Origin of the sequence: Anoxybacillus sp. LAT27 (genome assembly GCF_022030075.1) — a bacterium.
In the GTDB taxonomy this organism is placed as follows: Bacteria; Bacillota; Bacilli; order Bacillales; family Anoxybacillaceae; genus Anoxybacillus; species Anoxybacillus kestanbolensis.
This window is the reverse complement of the sequence record NZ_JAIWYK010000340.1, coordinates 1-229: the sequence shown is the minus strand read 5'-3', so window position 1 is coordinate 229 and position 229 is coordinate 1. Positions and strand designations below refer to the sequence as shown.

Sequence of the window (229 nt, the reverse complement as noted above, 5' to 3'; positions counted from 1 at the left end):
TCGCCGAAGCAGGTCGTATCGGTGGCGACGGCGCTGATTCCGTTCCTGGAAAACGACGACGCCAACCGCGCGCTGATGGGTTCCAACATGCAGCGGCAGGCCGTTCCGCTGCTCGTGCCGCAGGCGCCGTTTGTCGGCACCGGGATGGAGCACAAGGCGGCACAGGACTCCGGCGTGGCGATCGTGGCGAAGCACGACGGCCAGGTGGAGCGCGTGACCGCCCGCGAGA

The 229-nt window shown here is 68.6% G+C and carries 1 protein-coding gene; it reads left to right on the top strand.

All coding sequences use genetic code 11. From position 1 onward, the window contains the following. On the top strand, window positions 1-229 hold a 229-nt coding region (locus tag LD028_RS09705; protein ID WP_237811696.1), incomplete at both ends, for a hypothetical protein.